A 16,983-nucleotide genomic window follows, 5' to 3' on the forward strand; every position below is an offset into this window, starting at 1 on the left:
ATCCGACACGCTCAAAGCAGGTCGTCGGCGGTGCGATCGTGAATGGTGTACAACTCCACGATCTGCAGCCTGCGGATCCGTGAAGGCAGCTTGAGGATGGCTTCTTCACCGACCCCCTTGCCCTGCAGGGCGCGACCGATGGGCGATCCCATCGTGACGTGTCCGTCCTGCAATTCGCCGGCATCGCCGAACACCAGTTCGAACGTTTCGCGCGAACGCGTCTGCGCATCCTCGACGAGCACCTTCGATCCCAGGCCGACCTTGTCGGCGGGAATCAGTGCCACGTCGATATTGGCCAGCTTGGTGACACGCATGGTCAGCTGTCCAAGGCGCGCCTGTACGAACTGCTGTCGTTCGAGCGCCGCCTTGTACTCGCTGTTCTCCTTCAAGTCGCCAAGCTCCACGGCCTTCCGGATTTCATGGGGGAGCGTGACGTTCAGCTCATGCGTGAGCTTCTCCACTTCACGCGCCATCTGAGCGATGAGTTCCTGAAACATACGTTTTCAGCTCTCGGGCGGGTAAAAAGGCGAGCGCCCGGCCGTTCCCGGCCGGGCGCGTTTCCTATGAGGGGCAATATGGCACTTCTCCTCAGGAGTTCAAGCCATCGGAGCGAAACCATCCGGAAGGGTGCCCACACCCCGACCGCGCACAAAGGTTCCCGTGTTCACGCCTCCACGCGCGGCGCACGTTCGCCGGTCTGCGCAGCGTGCGCATCGATGACCGCCTGCGCGGCTTCAGCGGGATCGTCGGTGAGCGTGAGCAGATCGAGATCACCGGGAGAAATCTTTCCTTCCGCTGCCACGCGCGAACTGATCCACCGCACCAGTCCGGCCCAGTAGTGCCGTCCGAACAGAATGATCGGGAACTGAAAGATCTTGCCGGTCTGCACGAGCGTGAGCGCTTCGAACAATTCGTCGAGCGTGCCGAAGCCACCGGGAAAGATGATGAACGCATTGGAGTACTTGATGAACATCGTCTTCCGCACGAAGAAATAGCGGAAGTTCACCAGCGTATCCACATATGGATTGGCACCCTGTTCGAAAGGCAGTTCGATGTTGCATCCCACCGAATGTCCGTTCCCTTCCTTCGCGCCTTTGTTCGCGGCCTCCATGATGCCGGGTCCCGCGCCGGTGATGACCGAGAACCCATGCTCGGCGAGAATGCGGGCGGTTTCCCGTGCCGCCTGGTATTGCGGATCATCGGGGCCGGTACGCGCCGATCCGAAAATCGTGACGCCCTTCTGGATGTCGGCCAGTGCATCGAACCCTTCCACGAATTCGGACGTGATGCGCATGACACGCCACGGATCGCTGACCGTGAACGACGGCGCATCGTTGGTCGGGGCCTGCAGCAGCTTCTCGTCTTCCGTGAGCATCGGGCGATCGCGGATGGCCTGATCGACCAGACGCGGATCCATGCGTCGCACGGCCCGCGCTCCACTGGACACCAGCGTGCGTCCCGTCGCGGGCTCGCGACCGGCTTTGCGGTGTCCTTCTTCCGTCCGCTCCATCAATCCTTCGAGCGACTGCGACTCCGCTTTTCTTCGGGTACCGGGCGATGCCGCTTTGCCGCCCGCAGTCCGCGGCGCGGGCTTTCTCGCAGTGGCAGTCTTCGCAGTGGTGGTCTTCGCAGCTGAACGACGCGACGTGGCCATGGAAATTTCGATTGAGAGAAACAGGGCACCGGCAGCACGGTCCATGTACTACCATGTGAGCCCATGATGCATGATATCACCTCATCCGGGCACCTGCTGCTCATCGTGGCAGACGGACTGCGCCCCGATGTGCTGGCGGAATGCCTGGATCAGGGCGACCTGCCGACGCTTGCCGCCCTGCGTACCCGAGGCAGTTACCACACGGTGACGGCATCGTTCCCTTCCGTCACGGGACCGGCGTACGTTCCGTTTCTGATGGGGCGGCACCCCGCGCGTGCGGGATTGCCGGGTCTCCGGTGGTACGATCGGGCCCGCTCGCTCTCCTGGGCTCCGGCGCCGGCCCGCAGTTATGCCGGAATCGACATCTGGCACGTGGACCGTGATGTGGACCCGAACATCCCCACTCTGCTGGAACTCGTGCGCCCGTCACTCTCGGCCATGAGCATGCTCGCCCGGGGGGCGTCTCATGGACGCATCGGTCGATCGATTGCGTGGATGTTCCGGGCCGCACCCTCCCATTTCCGCGGTGACCTCGAGGGATGGCGGCGCGTGGAACAACTCGCCACCCGGCATTTCCTCGAACGCTTCGCACAGGTACGTCCCCGTCTTTCCGTGCTGGCGATCACGAGTCCCGACAAATTCGCCCACCAGCGCGGCCCGTTCGCCGACATCGTACGCCGATCGGTGCAGGACATCGAACACGCCGCGGCCAGCGCGCTGGCGATCGCCACGCGCGATGTCTGGCGTGATGCCCTGCACATCTGGGTGGTGGGGGATCATGGTCATGCAACCGTGCGACACCACGATGACCTGCACGGGTGGCTGGAGAGCGAATCCCTGCGCGTGCTCGCACATCCCGGACTGTTCACGCGCCGCGCCGACGTTGCGCTCATGGTGGGCGGCAACGCCATGGCTCACCTCTATCTCACCCCGGGCGACCGGACACGGCGCTGGTGGCCCGATCACGAGCCGCGCTGGCATACGTTGCTGATGCGCCTGCTGGCCCGTCCGTCGGTGGATCTGCTGGCGGTGGCCGAGTCGCCAACGATCACGCGGGTCCATCATGCCGAGCGCGGCGCGGCGCGGATCATTCACCAGCCATCGGCGCATTTCGCTCTCGAGCGGTGGTCGTATGCCCCCATCGACGGTGGCGACCCGTTGTGCCTTGGCGGCGCCCACGCGGCATTGGATGCGTCGGACGCCTGGACGGTGACCGAACCCTCGCCCTACCCCGATGCACTGGTGCAGCTCTCCCTGCTCATGACCTCGGCGCGCGCAGGAGACATCCTGATCTCGGCCGCCGAGGGTTGGGATCTGCGCGCCCGTTACGAGCCAGTCACCCACGTCTCCACGCATGGCGCACTGCTGCGCGAACAGATGCTGGCGCCATTGCTGCTGGATGTCATTCCCGCACGGACACCCCAACGCACGGCGGATGTGGCGCCCAGTGCGCTCGATCTCCTCGGCGTGCCGGGCACCCACGCATTCGAAGGACGTTCCTTCCTGCGCGCCCGCTGAATCGACGGTGATTCTGCGCTGACTTTGCACCGCCTCGTGTTGACGCAGCGTGATCCCCGCGCCGTGTCATTCCGTCCGGTTGCGACTGCGCTCGGGGTCGAAGCCTTCCGGATACCGCTTGCGCAGCTTGTCGATATTGCGCTGTGCGATGTCCGCGAGCGACATGTCGAGCACGGTGGCGAACGCCCCGATGTACCAGAGGCAGTCGCCCAGCTCCTTGGCCAGCGCATCCCGGTCGAGCGGCGTGGCGTGGAAGAGATGTTTCTTGATCACCTCCGCCACTTCACCCGCTTCTCCCGTCAATCCCAGCGCCGCATTGGCCAGCTGCTGTTCATGCGTGCGGTCGCGCCCCAGCGTACGCGCCGCGAGTTGCTGATACTCGTCGAGGTTCATCCACCAAAGATACCATGGGATGTCCCGCGAGGCACCACAGCACATCGTCACGCGGCCAGCAACGTGGTCGCCTGCGGCAGTTCCCGATGCAGTTCGTCGAGCAACGCTTCGAGTTCGAGCTGATCGAGCCCGAGCAGGGTCAGTGCCTGCGCCCGCGGAGCATCCCCCTCCACACTGTGGACGAAGCCGATCTCCAGGCGGGCAGCCAGCGCGTCGGCCACATGCACCAATGCGCTCCACCGCTGCGCGTCGCCGGACAGAGTCGTGAAATCGTGGTGATGCCGGCACGCCAGCGCCAGCGACTCGGGGAAGTGCCAGGCTTCACAGAGGGCGCCGCCGAACTGTTCGTGCGTCGCACCGATCTCCTCGAGTTCGAGCGCGCGAAACGATGGAGCGCCCGGTGTGCCGACACGCCGGATCACCCTCGAGAATTCCGGCAACCAGGCCTGCATGGCCACGATGACCCCGATGTCGTGCAGCAGGCCGGCCAGCATCGCTTCTTCGGGCAGACCGACTCCTGTCCGCAGCGAAATGGCGCGTGCGGCCGTCCCCACGGCCACACTGTGCGCCCACAGGTCCGCGGGGTCGAATCCCGGAATGCCGCGACGTCCGCGGAACAGCCGATGGAGACTGGCCGCCAGCGCGATGTTCCGGATGGCGCCGATGCCCAGGAGCCGGATGGCCGCCCGGGGTGTGGAGACCTCCCGCTGTCGCCGATAGAACGCGGAGTTCACCACCTTCAGCACCCGCGCGGCCAGCGACGGATCGGTGGTGAGCACATCATGCACCATCTCCTCAGTCGCCGCGGGATTCTCGGCAATCCGCATGATCCGGATGGCCACATCCGGCAGGGTGGCCAGCGAACCGATCTGGTTCAGTGTGACGCGAATAACGACGTCTTTCATGCCGCCTCCCGTGAGCTGGCGTTGGCATTCCACCACGCCACCAGCGCGTCCGCCCGGAGCGGTCGCGCGAGCAGGTATCCCTGCCCATATGTGTATCCCAGCGCCTGCAGCAGCACGAGCTGCTCCACCCGTTCGATGCCTTCCGCCACGACTTCCAGACCGAGGTTGTCCGCCAGCGACATCACGGCGTGCAGCAAGGCCGAATAGCCCCGTCCCCGGCTGATGTTCTCCGTCAGTGTCCGGTCGACCTTGAGCACATCGAAAGGGTATTCCTGGAGACAGGACAGCGACGAATATCCCGTCCCGAAATCGTCCATGGCCAGTCGCAGACCGTGCGCCTTGAATTGCGCCAGCAGATCCGTGGCCATCGACCGCTGCTGCATGATGTGCGATTCCGTGACTTCGAGTTGCAGGCATTCCGGCGGCATGCCGGCTTCCTCGAGAATCGCGAAGGTGCGGGCGGCCACCTGCGCATCGGCGAGTTGTACACGCGAGAGATTCACGCTGAGATATCGCGGTGCGAGCTCCGGTGCTTCACGTTGCCAGGCCATGAACTGCCGACAGGCCTCGCGCAACACGATATCCGACAGCGGAAGAATCAGACGGGTCTCCTCCGCGATCGGGATGAACTCCGACGGAGGAATCGTCCCCAGTTCGGGATGTTTCCAGCGCAACAGCACCTCCACGCTCTCGAGCCGCCGATCCTCGAGCGACACGATCGGCTGATACGCGAGATACATCTGCTCGGTGCCGATCGCTTCCCGCAGCGCATTCTCGAGCTGCATCCGATAGCGCACGGCATCACGCATCTCGTGCGAGAAGAGCGCATGGCAGCCTTTGCCGCGGGACTTGGCCTCGTACATGGCGATATCCGCGTCCCGCAGCATGTCGGCGGCCTCTTCGTACCCGCCGTTGCTGTGCACGATGCCGATGCTCGCACTGGAGCGCACGATGTGCTGCTCGAGATGGAAAGGCAATTCGATGAGTTCGATCAGACGGTCGGCCACCGTCGCCGCCGCGTCGGCATCGGGGACCCCGTCGAGAATGACGATGAATTCGTCACCACCCAGCCGGGCCACGGTCGGACCGGCCACTTCACGCGCGACACTGTCCTGCACCCGCAGATTGTTGCGCAACCGCTGCGCGAGTTCGGTCAGCAGCAGATCACCGACGGCATGTCCCAGGCTGTCGTTGATGAGCTTGAACCGATCGAAATCGATGAACATCAGCGCGAACGCGGCATCGGGGTCATGCCGCGCCCGGTCGATCGCCCGCTGCAGGCGCCATTGCAGCAGGGCCCGGTTGGGCAGTCCGGTCAGCGGATCGATATGTGCCGCCCGTCCGAGATCGTCGAGCATACGCCGCCGTTCGATGAGCGACTGTATGCGCGCCCGCAGCTCGGCGCCGAAAAACGGCTTGCGGATGTAGTCCGATGCCCCTGCCTCGAAGCAGGCCGCGAGCACCTCGCGGCGTTCGCTGGCAGTGATGACGATGACCGGCACCTCGGAAAGCGACGGATGCAGCCGCAAGCGCGGCAGGGTCTCCACGCCGGTGGCGTCGGGCAGTTCCTGATCGAGCAGAATGAGATCGGGGCACATCGCCACGGCCGCCTCGATACCGCTGCCGGCATCGACGGCACTGGCGAACTGCACGCCGAGCGGCCGGAGCATGGCTTCGACGAGCGCGTGGATATCCCGGTCGTCGTCGATCAGCAGGACACGTGCCGGCTCCTGCATGATCCGGTTCCAGTCGTTGCGTCGTCGTTCCATCGTCATGTCACACACTCGGAAGTGCTTTCGGAAGTCATGGTGGAGCCCATCGCCTCCGCGCCGCGTCGTGCCGCGAGCGCCAGGTGTTGCAATTGCTCCAGGGTCGACTCGCATCCGGTCGATCCGTCATTGGTCGTCGTCTGCCCGATCTGCTGCTCCAGCTGCCGTTCGAGCTTTCGCGCCAGATCACTCACCGCCGGGTATCCGTAGCTGCCCGCGGCGCCTTTGAGCTGGTGCGCGGCATGGGCGGCCCGATCGAGACGTCCCTCCTGCAATGCATCGGCAATCGTCGCCACACGCTGCGGAAGCGCATCGGCAAATCGTGCGACGAGCGGTGCCAGATCGGGATCCCCCGTCATCTCGCTGTGCAGAATCACCGGGAAAATTTCCTCCTGGCTTCGCAGCCACCGGGCGCAGGTGGCGATCAGCGCCTGCCGATCGATCGGCTTGCTGGCATAGTCGTCACAACCGGCATCGAGACAGCGCTGGCGGTCTTCGGCCATGGCATGCGCCGTCAGTGCGACGATCGGAATGCCGGCGCCCTGCGCCCGCAGCGTACCCGCCAGTGTATAACCGTCCATCTCCGGCATCTGCATGTCGGTGATGAGCAGATCGAATGGCGCGCCGGCTGCCGCGGCCCAGTCCAGGGCCTCCAGCGCCTGTCGTCCGTTGGGCACCACGGTCACCTCCGCCCCGGCCACACGCAGCAACAGCGCAATGAGACGCTGATTGTCCTCACCGTCCTCCGCCAGCAGAATCCGTCCGCGCAATGCCGGGACATTGGTACGATTCGCATCGTGTTTGCCGTCCCGCGCATCCCCGCTCACGGTGCTCAGTTGCCGCGTGCTGTCGAGTTCCGCGGTACGTTCGGCATCGGGCACCGCGAGCAGCGGCAGACGCAGTTCGAAGCGCGATCCCCGTCCGGGCGCGGTGTGGATCAGTCGCACATCGCCGCCCATGAGTGCGGCCAGCCGGCGCGAGATGATGAGCCCCAGCCCCGTTCCCCCATGCCGCCGCGTCACCGAGCCATCGGCCTGCGTGAAGGGCTGGAAGAGCTGCGTGGCCTGCTCCTCGGACATGCCCGGACCCGTATCGTCGATGGTCACGACGAACCAGTTCCGGCCGGCCGACGATTCCACACCGGCCTCGATGGTCACCCGGCCGTGGTCGGTGAACTTCACGGCGTTGCCCGTCAGATTCATGAGAATCTGCCGGAGCCGGGTCGGATCGACGAGAATCCGCGTCGGCACCTCGGTCGAGAGGCGTGTTTCGAGCATCAGTCCCTTCGTCGCCGCACGGGCGCGCATGAGACTCTCCACCTCCAGCAGCATGGCCGGAAGCTCCGCCTCCACGTGTTCGATGTCGAGACGGCCCGCTTCGATGCGGGAGATGTCGAGAATGTCGTTGAGCACCGTGAGCAGATGTCCGCCGGCCCGCTGGATGGTCTCCAGCGCCTGCAGCCGTTCCGACGACGCCCCACCCGACACCGCCTCTTCGTGCAGCAGATCCGCGTGCCCCAGAATGGCCGTCAACGGTGTGCGGATCTCATGACTCATGTTGGCCAGGAATTCACTCTTGCTGTGATTGGCGGCCTCGGCCTGGACCCGCGCCTGCTCGAGCTCCACGCTCCGCGTGGTCACCGCCAGATGCTGACGGCGCAACAGCCGTACGGCGGGTTCGATGACCACGAGGGCGATGCCGACGAGCATGGCCACGAAAAACGCCGCCATCACCCACGCCGCGTGAATCCGGCGGTGGGCCGACTCGGCCTGATGCTGCTGCAGCGCCTGAAACCGGCCGGTCAGCGAATCGATGTGATTGGCTTCGACCAGCGCCGCCAGTTCACCATCGTCACGGCGGTTTCGCTCGATTTCGAGATAGCCCCACAGCGCCGCGCCCACCAGCGCCGCGAACACGAGCAGCGAGCAATGAACAGCGATCCGCACGCGTCGATGCGGGCTCCCGGGTACGCGGAAGGTCCCCGTCCGGACACGACTGAGGCGGGCATCGACATGACGCCGGTAGAGCGTCCATCCCACGAGCGGGCCGATGATGAGCGCGAGCCCGAGCGCATTGAGCAGCCCGCGCATCCCGTCACTGAGATCGATCGGGGCGAGAACCACCGCCTCGTAGAGCGCGAGTTCCACCAGTACCGTGATCACCACGAACTGCAGCACATCGCCCCACCAGACGCGCAGGCGCACCGGGCGAAGTGATACGGCGGGAGACGGTTCGGACATGACGCGACGACGAGGCAGGTGGTTCCATTTCCGACGACGGCGTCCGCAGGGGAGCCAGGCCGGAAACGGGGTTGATGCAACGGCGGAGCAATGGCCCGCAGTTGTGGCACCAACGTCGGCGTCCTCGAAAGAGTATCGGCCGGCTGACGTCCCCCCTTGATCGGCGCAGCGGACGAGTGCGAACGATTTCACCGGAGCCCGTCACGTCCGTGGCATCGGGGGTTCGCGCCGCGGCTATATTGTCGGGATGGCGTGGTTCTCCCTGACGACGACTCTGACACTGCGCGCCATGGCCAATCCGGCCCTGGCGATCGACCTGCTCCGCATGGCTTGGCGCTTCCGTCATCGCCACTGGTATCGCCGTCCGCCATTCCTGCCTCTGCCGGCCACCAGCTACCTGCGCTGGCGCATGTACACGGCGTATGGCGACGAACACACGGTGCCTCCGGCGGCCGACGTGATTGCCTACGCGCGCTGGCTCGGACGCCAACCCTGATCGGCCCGTTGTCGCTGAGCGATCGCCTCATCGCGCAAGCCTACGGCCTGGGCTTCGACGCCGTGGGTATCGCGGCGCTGGGTGAACCGGAAACGCGCGAAGCCTTCGACCGGTGGATCGCCGCGGAACATCATGGCACGATGGGATATCTCGCCGGGGATGGCGCGACCCTGCGGCAGGACAGCCGACGGCCCCATCCCGGCGCCACGCATGCCGTCGTCCTGGCCGCATCGTACGGAGGACAGGAGCCTTCCGGTGTGTTTGCCCGATATGCCCGCGGAGACGACTACCACGAATACCTGCGCGAACGTGTGCGCGAGCTGCATCACTGGCTCGAGCACGAAACCGGGGAACGCATCGATGCCCGCCCCTATGTGGACAGTGGCCCGGTCCTCGAGCGCGATCTGGCCCAGCGCGCGGGACTCGGCTGGTTCGGCAAGAACACGATGCTCATCACACCGCGCGCGGGCTCGTTCGTGTTTCTGGCCTCGCTGTTCGTCGCCTATCCGCTCGAACCGAGCGTACCGTTCGAGGCCGATCGCTGCGGACGCTGCACCCGCTGTCTCGACGCCTGTCCCACGGAAGCCCTCACGGCCCCGCGCCAACTCGACGCGCGTCGCTGCATCAGCTATCTGACCATCGAGTTGCGCGAGGAGATTCCCGAGTCGTTGCGTTCGGCGGTCGGCTCGTGGATCTATGGCTGCGACATCTGCCAGGACGTCTGTCCGTGGAATGAGCGATTCAGTCAGCCCATCCGGTTCGAGGCCTTTCGTGCCCGTCCGTTCTTCGACGACGGCGACCCGCGCGCGCTGGCCCGGTCGATTCTCATGATGGACGCCGACGACTACCGCACGACGTTCCGCGGGTCGGCCATCAAACGTGCCAAACTCTGGATGCTGCAACGCAATGCCTGCGTCGTCCTGGGCAATGTCGGCACACCGGACGATCTGCCCACCCTCGAAGCCATGACGGCGCACGAGCACCCGATCGTGTGCTCACACGCCGCCTGGGCGATCGATCGCATTGTTCACCGCGGTGACGATGGTCGCATCACGGATCGCGACCGGGACCACACGGCGATCAGCTCCCGGCCGATGTGACTTCCGGGGCTTCATCGGCATCGAACCACTCCGATGGTTCGAACCACTCCCACCGCAGACGCGCTGGCGCACCGGAAGCAGTCAGCATCTCGTCCACGGGCCATCCGATACTGCGGAGAAACGTCCGACTGTACCGCGCGGCGGCGGTGTCCCGTGGCAACCACCCGAAGATCGGCACTTCGTCGCGGGCCAGCGCATCACTCATCACGGCCGACACCAGCATGCTGATGGCCGCCTCACGTTCCGCGGCGTCCACCAGCAGCGTCTGTCGCGACAGCCGATCGACGTAGCCCCGCACGATATCGGCACTGGCCGCCAGCACGGTGCCGGCGTCATCGGCGTGATGCCGTCGCTCACCCGTTTCGGCCAGGCACTGGCGCCAGAACTTCGACGCCCGCGACAGACGACGGATTTCGGCGTCGCACCACTCCGCCAGTTCCTGCTGGGGATCGACCGGCCACGTCGGCAACCGTGTGGGTGCCGCCTCCTCCGCGCAGGCATGCAGCGCGGCGTCGAGCAACGCGTCTTTCGAACCGAAGATCCGGAAGAGCGTCACTTCGTTCACCCCCGCCACTTCGGCAATGCGCTTCGTGGTGGCGCCGGCGGCGCCGTGCTCCGCGAATACCCGGGCCGCGGCATCGAGGAGGCGCGAACGCGCCTCCCCGGCCAGTGGAACCGCACGATCCGATCGATCCGTCCGCACACGTCTGGTCATGTCAGTCTCCCCAGGTGGGACCCGCCGTGAGCCCTGCGGCTTCACGCTCCGCGTCGATCTCCCGCTCACGCTCCGGCGACACCACACGACGCTTCACCCACGCGCCGATGTCGTCGAGATAGCTGTATGCCACCGGCACCACCACGAGAGTCAGCATCGTCGAGGTGATCAGACCGCCGATCACCGCGCGGGCCATCGGCGCGCGGAACCCACCGCCCTCACCAAGCCCCAGCGCCACCGGAATCATGCCCACCACCATGGCCAGTGTGGTCATGGTGATCGGACGCAGTCGCACGGCCCCGGCTTCCACCAGCGCTTCGAAACGACCGGCGCCGCCTGCCCGGCGTTCGTTGGCGTTGTCCACCAGCAGAATCGCGTTCTTCACCACGAGCCCCATGAGCATGATCACACCGATCATCGACATCATGTTGAGCGTGGAACCGGTGATGATGAGCGCCAGCAGCACGCCCACCAACGACAGCGGCAGCGACAGCATGATCGCCACGGGCTGTGTGAACGATTCGAACTGCGACGCGAGGATGAGGAAGATCAGGATGATCGCCAGTACCAGCGTTTCCACCACATAGCCGGCGGTTTCCGCCAGCTGCTCGGTTTCGCCGCCGAGTGAGATCGAATAGCCCGCCGGCAGCGGCACACTCTTGAGACGCGCAGTGATCTGCGTGGACGCGTCCGAGAGCGAGAGCTCGGGCGCCGTGTTCGCCGCGATGGTCACGATACGGGACAGACTCTTGCGGTCGATCTGCGCCGGTGCCTCACCCTGTTCGATACGCGCGACCTCACGCAGCGGCACGGTGGCCACACCACCCACGCCCCGGGTCGCCGTGGGGACGGGGATCGCTCCGATATCGTCGAGCGTCTGCCGGAACTCGGGCGCCAATTGCACCACCACATCACGCTCTTCACCGGTGGGGTCTTCCCACCGCGTGGCGGTCTGGCCGGCCATCAGCGGACGGATGGTGGCCGCCGCCCCGCTGATGTCGAGACCGACGCGATTGGCCACCTCACGATCGAGTACGACACGATACTCGGGCTTGGGATCACCCAACGACGACTTGATGTCCACCACGCCCGGGATCTGCTGCATCTCGGTCATGGCCAGCTGCGAGATGCGCTGCAGTTCGTTCACGTCGGGGCCACGGATTTCCACGGCGATAGGCGCCACCGATCCCCCCAGTCCACCGGCCACGAGCACGCTCGACCGCAGCCCGTGCAGCGAAGCCAGTTGCTCGCGGGCCGTCACCATCACTTCCTGCTGCGACCGCGAACGGTCGGCAGCCGGCGTGAGTTTCACATAGATCTCGCCCTTGGTGACAGTACCCGTCGCGCCCGAGCCAACCGTGGTATAAGTGTACGCGACTTCGGGCAACGCGCGCAGCGTCCCGATGGCCAACTGCGCCTTCTCGCGCGTGTAAGCCAGGCTCTGGCCCTCCGGCGTCTCGATCTGCACGACGAACTCGGAGTTGTCGGTGTCGGGCATGAAGCCGCCGCCGATGAAGGGCACGAGCGCGAATGCCCCCACCAGGCTGGCCACGGCGATCGCCATGGTCGACTTGCGGTGATTCAAGGCCCACGTGATGACCGAGCGGTACTTCGTCGCCTGCCGATCGAACCAGGTGTTGAACGACCCGATGGTGCGGGTGATCACGTTGCCGTGTGCGCCGGCCGTGTGCGGATTCACTCCCCACCAGGCGCTCAGCATGGGCGTCAGGGTGAAGGACACGAACAGCGACACCAGCACGGCCCACGCCACGGTCAGACCGAACTGATAGAAGAAGCGGCCGATGATGCCCTGCATGAACGCCACGGGCACGAACACGGCCACGATGGCCAGCGTCGTCGCAAGCACGGCCAGCACGATTTCCGTCGTGCCCGTGCGTGCCGCGGTGAAATGATCGCGCCCCATCTCGCGATGACGCACGATGTTCTCCACCACCACAATGGCGTCGTCGATCAGGATACCGATGGACAGCGACAGCGCCATCAGCGTGATCATGTTGAGCGTGAAGCCCAGGATGCTCATGAGCACGAACGACGAGATCACCGACACCGGCAGGGCGAGCGACGTGATCGCCGTGGCCTTCCAGTCGTTCAGGAAGAGCATGACGATGACGATGGTGAGCAGCGCGCCGAGCAGCAGTTCCTTGATGACGTCGTCCACCGAGTGGCGGATGTTCACCGAGTTGTCACGGATGACCTGGAGTTCCACACCGGCCGGCAACGTGGGCCGCAGCTTCGCGAGCGCCGCCTGCACCCCGTCGGCCACGGCCACGGTGTTGGCGCCCGAGACTTTCACCACGTCGATGGACACAGCGCGCTCACCGTTGACGAGCGAGAGCGAACGTTCCTCCTCCGTGCCGATCTCCACTCGCGCCACATCGCGTACACGCACCGGTTGTCCGTTGCGCAGCGCTACGATCACGTCTTCGAACTGATGGGCGTCGGTGATGCGTCCCGTCACACGGACGATGCGCTCGTTCGCGCCCTGCTCCACGCGTCCGGCCGGCACTTCGAGATTCTGGGCCTGCAACGCGGCCATCACCTCGGGCACGGTGATGCCGCGCGCCTCGAGTTCGGCCGGCATCAGATTCACGCGGATCTCGCGCGCCAGGCCACCCGCCAGCCGCACCTCACCCACACCGGAAACCGCTTCGAGCTGTCGGCGCAGATCCTCGTCGGCATAGGTCGTGAGGTTCACCAGCGGCATCGTCTTGCTGGACAGCGCCAGCGAGAGAATGGGCTGGGCCTGCGGATCGAGCTTCTGCACGATGGGCGGATCGATGTCCTGGGGCAGATCCCGGCGGATGGTCTCGATCTTCGTGCGGATGTCCTGCGCCGCGACGTCGACATCGCGCCCCAGGTCGAACTCCACGATCACCTGCGACACACCTTCCAGCGACACCGAGGTGATGCGGTCCACGCCCTGCACGGGATTGAACGCTTCCTCCATGCGCCGCGAGACTTCACGTTCGATCACTTCCGCCGACGCGCCGGGATACACCGTCTGGACAGTCACCACGGGGATGTCGACATCGGGGAACTCGTCGATGGCAAGCCGGCGATAGCCGAAGATGCCGAGCACGATGAGTCCCACCATGATCATCGTCGTGAACACCGGCCGACGGATCGCCACGCCGCTCAGGCCACCGCCACCCGTGCCGTGCCCTGGGGATTGTCCGGGAGATTGTGTGGACATGGATTACTCCTTCGACGCGGAAGCGCTGTCCTTCGGGGTGGGGGCAGATGCCGGCGCGGCGGCCGGCGCCGTCGCGGGCGTGCTGGCTGCGCCACCATCGGCGGGCAGGACGCGGGCCGGCGCGCCTTCACGCAGCGTGCCCGTGGGCGTGCGCAGCACCTGTTCACCCGCCGCGACTCCACTGCGTATCGCGATCACACCGGCCGCATCGTCACGCGATCCGACCACGACCTGACGGCGCACCAACTTGCCGTCCACGATCACGAACACCGATCCACCCGTACCGTCGGCCGCCGCATCGACCACCGCGGTGATGGGCACCACGACCGACCGGCTCGCACCTAGATCGATGCGTCCGCGCGCGAACTGTCCACCGACGATCCGGCCGGCGGGATTGCGCAGTTCCACGTACACGCCCACCTGACGCGTCCCCGCGTCGGCCACCGGGTCCATGCGCGCCACGCGCCCGTCGAACGTTTCACCGGCAAAGGCATCGAGCGTGAACTGCACCCGCTGACCGGGACGCACACGCCCCGCGTCCGCCACACCGATCTGGCCCGGCAGCTCGAGCACACGACTGTCGACCACGGTGAGCAGTTCGTCGTTCATCGCCACGGGCTCTCCGTTCTGTCGGCGACGATTACTCACGACCCCCGCAAACGGCGCCACCACCGAGGTATGGCCGGCTACTTCCTCGGCGCTGGTGGCCTGGGCGCGCGCCGCCGCGAGCTGCGCCTGCGCCGCCTGGAAGCTGGCTTCCGCGCTCTGTCGTTCGATGACCGACATCGCACCCGCCGCCGCCAGAGCCTGCGCCGCTTCGAGTTGTTTGCGCGCCACGGCCAGATTGGCCTCGGCCGCCGCCACGGACGCCTTGGCACCGGCCGCCTGACTCACGACACCGGCCGCCCGGATGGACAGCAGACGCTGGCCGGCCTGTACCCGCGCGCCATTGTCGACCCGCAGATCGGTGACCGTGCCGGCCACCTGCGCACGCAGCACCGCCACGTCCTTGGGACGCAGGGCGCCGCTCAGTTGGATGGTGGTACCGATCTCCGCTTCGCGGGCCACGGCCACATCCTCGGCCCCCAGCACCACGACGGACGAGTCTCGGGCCGCCGCGGCCGGCGCGTTCTCGGCCTTGCCGCCACCGCAGGCGGCAAGCGTCAGCGTGACGATGGCCGCGGTGGCGACACGCGCCGCGGAAGAACGCAATCGGAACGACACAGGGGTCGACATGGCAGACATGCGGGAAAGTGAGCGACGGGTCGTGCCGTCATCGGAAGTCGTGATGTGGCCAGCAAGGAGGCCGGTCGCCCGGCCATCGGAATCGGATGCGCCCCGGAGCGCGAAGAACGGCATGCGCATGATCAGTTGCTCCTCGGGAGGCGTGCGGCCGCCGGCAGGCGTCCGAGGGCGCGCTCCACGCCGGCGTCCGCGATGTGGAAGTCCGCAATGGCCTGCGCGACATTCGTGCGGGCCTGCAGCAGTGCGAGCCGTGCATCCGATACTTCGAGCTGCGTGGACAGACCACGCTCGAATCGCAGCACCGTGAGATCGTGTACCCGCTGCGCCTGTTCGACCGTGCGCTGCCGGGCGGCGATCGTGCTCAGGGCCCGCTGACGTTCGCCACGCGCCTGCTGGTACTGGAGCTGCACGCTCTCGCGCAGTTGTCCCAGTTGCAGCTTCGCCCGGGTGAGTTCGATGCGGGCCTGCTGCATATCGGCCCCGCGCTTGAATCCCGTGAACAGCGGCAGCGACACCCCGATCGACGCCGAGACATCACGCTGCCAGCGGCTATCGTTGAAGCCGAACGTGGAGAGCGGGAGATTCTGTGCGCCATAGTTGACGGAGAGATCGACCTGGGGAAGAAACGCCCCGCGGGCGATCGAGACCTGCTGTTCACGAATCGCCACCTGACGTTCCGCCGCCGCCACGGAGGCGCGCTGGGCAGCCACCCGCGTGGGATCGGGCTCGGCCAGCGTATCCACCTGCAGTGCCGCCGGCGCGTCGAGCGCGGTCGTGAGTCGCACCGGTTGTGTGAGCGGAAGATCGATGAGGCGCTTGAGATCGAGCACCGCCACCTCGGCCGCGTTGCGCGCTTCGACGAGTTGCGGCCGCAGATTCTCCGCGGAGACTTCGGCGCGCAGCATATCGAGTTCGGAAGCCGTGCCGGCATCGAGCCGCAGCTTCTGCTGCGCCTGGAACGCCAGGGCCTGATCGAGCGCGGCCTGGGCGATGGATTCGAGTTGCTGCGCGAGTGCCGCACGCACATACGCGCGACGCACCTGCAGGGCGATCTCCGACACCTGTTCGACGTAGTCCGACTGCGCGGCGCGCTTGTAGTCGGCGGCAATGCGCAGGGCTGCCCCGGTCCGGCCACCCGAATACAACACCTGCGAGGCATTCAGGTTGGCGACGTAGGTGTTGGGCCGCCCCAACGGCAGCGATCCGAACAAGCCCGACATCCCCGCCAGTCCCGCATTCTTGGCGTTCTGCTCGATGTAGGCGAGCCGCTCGAGAATGGAACCGGTGGTATCCGGCGTGAACTTGAGCGAATCGGGGAGCGTGAACGATCCCGTCTGGAAGGGCGAATAATAGGTGCGGGTGTAGCGCAGAGAGCTGGTGAGCTGCGGCAGCGCCTGCGCCCGTGTGGAGGTCACCTGTGCGTCCGCCAGCTCGACGGAGGCGCGGGCCAGCCGCACTTCCTCGCTCTGACCGAGCGCACGGGACAGGGCTTCTTCGAGCGTGAGTCCGACGCTGTCGGCGGAGACAGCAGGTACTTGCCTGCAATCGACGCCCGACGAACAGGAACGCGTGGACTGCGCAACGACCGATGCGGGCAGGATACTCACCGCAACGATCGCCGTGGTCAGCAGGTGGGCAATTCGCCCACGCGGGGGAGAAACGAAACTGGGCATGAAAAGAGTGGAATGTTTGTTCTAGTTGAATTAGTAGAGGAATTATTCTAGAATGTCAATA

General features: G+C 65.9%; 13 protein-coding genes. 3 read left to right on the plus strand and 10 right to left on the minus strand.

The annotated features are described in order from the left end of the window. Window positions 1-11: 11 nt before the first annotated feature. Together WG208_RS03055 and WG208_RS03060 are read right to left on the minus strand one after the other, a co-directional pair. Window positions 12-497 (minus strand): GreA/GreB family elongation factor, encoded by a 486-nt coding sequence (locus WG208_RS03055; protein ID WP_337169845.1) that lies wholly within the window; start codon window positions 495-497, stop codon window positions 12-14. A 167-nt stretch (window positions 498-664) separates the two neighbouring features. Further along, entirely contained in the window at window positions 665-1,375 is a 711-nt protein-coding gene (locus tag WG208_RS03060) for a TIGR00730 family Rossman fold protein (protein ID WP_345786958.1), read from the minus strand. A 342-nt stretch (window positions 1,376-1,717) separates the two neighbouring features. Here WG208_RS03060 and WG208_RS03065 point away from each other — a divergent pair, with 342 nt between their 5' ends. After that, window positions 1,718-3,172, plus strand: coding sequence for an alkaline phosphatase family protein (locus WG208_RS03065; protein ID WP_337169847.1), 1,455 nt, complete (start codon window positions 1,718-1,720; stop codon window positions 3,170-3,172). Between the two features lie 66 nt (window positions 3,173-3,238). Here WG208_RS03065 and WG208_RS03070 read toward each other — a convergent pair whose 3' ends face one another. The 4 genes from WG208_RS03070 to WG208_RS03085 are packed head-to-tail and all read right to left on the minus strand — an operon-like array spanning window position 3,239 to window position 8,479. Further along, window positions 3,239-3,565, minus strand: coding sequence for a nucleoside triphosphate pyrophosphohydrolase family protein (locus tag WG208_RS03070; protein ID WP_337169848.1), 327 nt, complete (start codon window positions 3,563-3,565; stop codon window positions 3,239-3,241). 47 nt (window positions 3,566-3,612) lie between these two features. Further along, window positions 3,613-4,470 (minus strand): HDOD domain-containing protein, encoded by an 858-nt coding sequence (locus WG208_RS03075; RefSeq protein WP_337169849.1) that lies wholly within the window; start codon window positions 4,468-4,470, stop codon window positions 3,613-3,615. Further along, a complete protein-coding gene (locus WG208_RS03080) occupies window positions 4,467-6,245 on the minus strand; it encodes an EAL domain-containing protein (RefSeq protein WP_337169850.1) in 1,779 nt (592 codons plus the stop codon). Before WG208_RS03080 ends, WG208_RS03075 begins: the two co-directional genes overlap by 4 nt. Further along, complete coding sequence (locus WG208_RS03085; protein WP_337169851.1) at window positions 6,242-8,479, minus strand: ATP-binding protein; 2,238 nt, start codon at window positions 8,477-8,479, stop codon at window positions 6,242-6,244. Before WG208_RS03085 ends, WG208_RS03080 begins: the two co-directional genes overlap by 4 nt. Window positions 8,480-8,726: 247 nt before the next feature. On the opposite strand from WG208_RS03085, the gene WG208_RS03090 reads away from it, so the two are divergent. Beyond that, entirely contained in the window at window positions 8,727-8,975 is a 249-nt protein-coding gene (locus tag WG208_RS03090) for a hypothetical protein (protein ID WP_337169852.1), read from the plus strand. An 8-nt stretch (window positions 8,976-8,983) separates the two neighbouring features. Next, the gene (queG, locus tag WG208_RS03095) at window positions 8,984-10,075 is read left to right on the plus strand and encodes a tRNA epoxyqueuosine(34) reductase QueG (protein ID WP_337169853.1); all 1,092 of its coding nucleotides are present in this window, start codon (window positions 8,984-8,986) and stop codon (window positions 10,073-10,075) included. Here the strand turns inward: queG and WG208_RS03100 are convergent. From WG208_RS03100 to WG208_RS03115, 4 genes are read right to left on the minus strand one after another with little or no spacing between them, the layout of a single operon-like run. Further along, entirely contained in the window at window positions 10,056-10,790 is a 735-nt protein-coding gene (locus WG208_RS03100) for a helix-turn-helix domain-containing protein (RefSeq protein WP_337169854.1), read from the minus strand. The two genes, queG and WG208_RS03100, sit on opposite strands and share 20 nt — an antisense overlap. A gap of 1 nt (window position 10,791) precedes the next feature. Further along, a complete protein-coding gene (locus tag WG208_RS03105; protein ID WP_337169855.1) occupies window positions 10,792-14,004 on the minus strand; it encodes an efflux RND transporter permease subunit in 3,213 nt (1,070 codons plus the stop codon). Between the two features lie 3 nt (window positions 14,005-14,007). Beyond that, window positions 14,008-15,369 (minus strand): efflux RND transporter periplasmic adaptor subunit, encoded by a 1,362-nt coding sequence (locus WG208_RS03110; protein WP_337169856.1) that lies wholly within the window; start codon window positions 15,367-15,369, stop codon window positions 14,008-14,010. 2 nt (window positions 15,370-15,371) lie between these two features. After that, complete coding sequence (locus tag WG208_RS03115) at window positions 15,372-16,922, minus strand: TolC family protein (protein ID WP_337169857.1); 1,551 nt, start codon at window positions 16,920-16,922, stop codon at window positions 15,372-15,374. Window positions 16,923-16,983 lie beyond the last annotated feature (61 nt).

Origin of the sequence: Gemmatimonas aurantiaca (assembly GCF_037190085.1) — a bacterium.
Lineage (GTDB): Bacteria > Gemmatimonadota > Gemmatimonadetes > Gemmatimonadales > Gemmatimonadaceae > Gemmatimonas > Gemmatimonas aurantiaca_A.

Coding starts and splice junctions, on each gene's coding strand:
- WG208_RS03085 (WP_337169851.1), bottom strand. CDS start 8,479: ATGTCCGAACCGTCTCCCGCCGTATCACTTCGCCCGGTGCGCCTGCGC.
- WG208_RS03090 (WP_337169852.1), top strand. CDS start 8,727: ATGGCGTGGTTCTCCCTGACGACGACTCTGACACTGCGCGCCATGGCC.
- WG208_RS03105 (WP_337169855.1), bottom strand. CDS start 14,004: ATGTCCACACAATCTCCCGGACAATCCCCAGGGCACGGCACGGGTGGC.
- WG208_RS03070 (WP_337169848.1), bottom strand. CDS start 3,565: ATGAACCTCGACGAGTATCAGCAACTCGCGGCGCGTACGCTGGGGCGC.
- WG208_RS03115 (WP_337169857.1), bottom strand. CDS start 16,922: ATGCCCAGTTTCGTTTCTCCCCCGCGTGGGCGAATTGCCCACCTGCTG.
- WG208_RS03055 (WP_337169845.1), bottom strand. CDS start 497: ATGTTTCAGGAACTCATCGCTCAGATGGCGCGTGAAGTGGAGAAGCTC.
- WG208_RS03110 (WP_337169856.1), bottom strand. CDS start 15,369: ATGCGCATGCCGTTCTTCGCGCTCCGGGGCGCATCCGATTCCGATGGC.
- WG208_RS03065 (WP_337169847.1), top strand. CDS start 1,718: ATGATGCATGATATCACCTCATCCGGGCACCTGCTGCTCATCGTGGCA.
- WG208_RS03075 (WP_337169849.1), bottom strand. CDS start 4,470: ATGAAAGACGTCGTTATTCGCGTCACACTGAACCAGATCGGTTCGCTG.
- WG208_RS03080 (WP_337169850.1), bottom strand. CDS start 6,245: ATGACGATGGAACGACGACGCAACGACTGGAACCGGATCATGCAGGAG.
- WG208_RS03060 (WP_345786958.1), bottom strand. CDS start 1,375: ATGCTCACGGAAGACGAGAAGCTGCTGCAGGCCCCGACCAACGATGCG.
- WG208_RS03100 (WP_337169854.1), bottom strand. CDS start 10,790: ATGACCAGACGTGTGCGGACGGATCGATCGGATCGTGCGGTTCCACTG.